Annotated in this window: 3 protein-coding genes; all 3 read right to left on the minus strand. The window is 54.7% G+C overall.

Translation table 11 applies throughout. The features are described from left to right. Positions 1-203 (minus strand): hypothetical protein (locus VE128_00075; GenBank protein HZD83953.1); only part of this gene is annotated, 203 nt, incomplete at its 3' end. A gap of 5 nt (positions 204-208) precedes the next feature. Further along, positions 209-436 (minus strand): hypothetical protein, encoded by a 228-nt coding sequence (locus VE128_00080; GenBank protein ID HZD83954.1) that lies wholly within the window; start codon positions 434-436, stop codon positions 209-211. Positions 437-449: 13 nt separating this feature from the next. Then, positions 450-1,010: hypothetical protein (locus tag VE128_00085; protein ID HZD83955.1), on the minus strand; the 561-nt coding region annotated here is incomplete at its 5' end.

Genomic DNA, 1,010 nt, shown 5'->3' on the forward strand with positions numbered 1-1,010 from the left:
TTGTTTACGTTCTGTAACACGAGCATGCGCTCCAGGCGTTCGCGCGGCAATCCTTGGATGTAAGTCCATTCCTTTGGATTAGCCTTGATGTAACTGTCGATCTTGGCGTTGATCTCGACGTTGTCGCGGTACTTAGGCAACTCGCCGGCCGCGTCTGTAGCGCCGTTGCCATTTGTATTCTTATCTGATCTTTTAAGACTCATATGTATTAGTAGGTAGCGGCAGTGGCTTGACGAAGAGCGTGGACGATCTCGCCGCAATAAAGATCAACCAGCTCGGAAGTGTCTTCGTGCTCAACAGCCAGGCTCATAAGGAACTCGGGGCCAGGCGAAGCGCCGAGCAGGTGCTCTACTTCTTCGCTCGCCTCCGAGTATCGGGAGACGGTGGTTTGTGGCACGGTGACGATGATGGATTGGGTGTCAGTGAGCGACTTCATAACATTAAAAGGACTACCAGCTGTCGTTGGGCGAAGGTGTCGGCGAGGCGTGAGGCTTCTCGCCGCGAAGCTGCGCCTCAAGCGCGTCTAGTTGTTCGCGCAATGCTGTAACGTCGCGTTTCAAAGCCAGGTCTTGTTGCGCAATATCTTTGGTTTGAGCGACGGCTTCGCCTAGCTCGTTCAATCGTTGATTGAGCGTCGCCGTTTGCTCGGTGAATGCGCGAGTTGCTGCGCGTTGTTTGTTTACCTCCGCGACGACAGCATCGTTGGCGGAGAGGCTTGGAGTTTGGACAACATCTCGCCGCGGCGAGGCGGATTTATCGTTGGGCCGTAGATCCCAATGGGCACTGTTCTCGACGCGGTAGACGGGATGGCCTTCATGCATCACGAGCGGGTCGCGCATATCAACATAACGACCGAATCGATATTCGTTGAGCTGGTCTGCAACGCGTAATCCATCAGCGCTTACGGAGTGGCCGGCTGGAGAAGCGCGCAAGACGATGGGAGCCTTTGTCGAGTGTGACGCGCATGCTGAAAGGAAAACGATTGGAATTAGAAGCTGGTGTTTCATGGT

The organism is Candidatus Angelobacter sp. (assembly GCA_035643775.1).
GTDB lineage: Bacteria > Bacteroidota > Bacteroidia > Flavobacteriales > Blattabacteriaceae > DASQPV01.

Coding starts and splice junctions, on each gene's coding strand:
- VE128_00080 (HZD83954.1), bottom strand. CDS start 436: ATGAAGTCGCTCACTGACACCCAATCCATCATCGTCACCGTGCCACAA.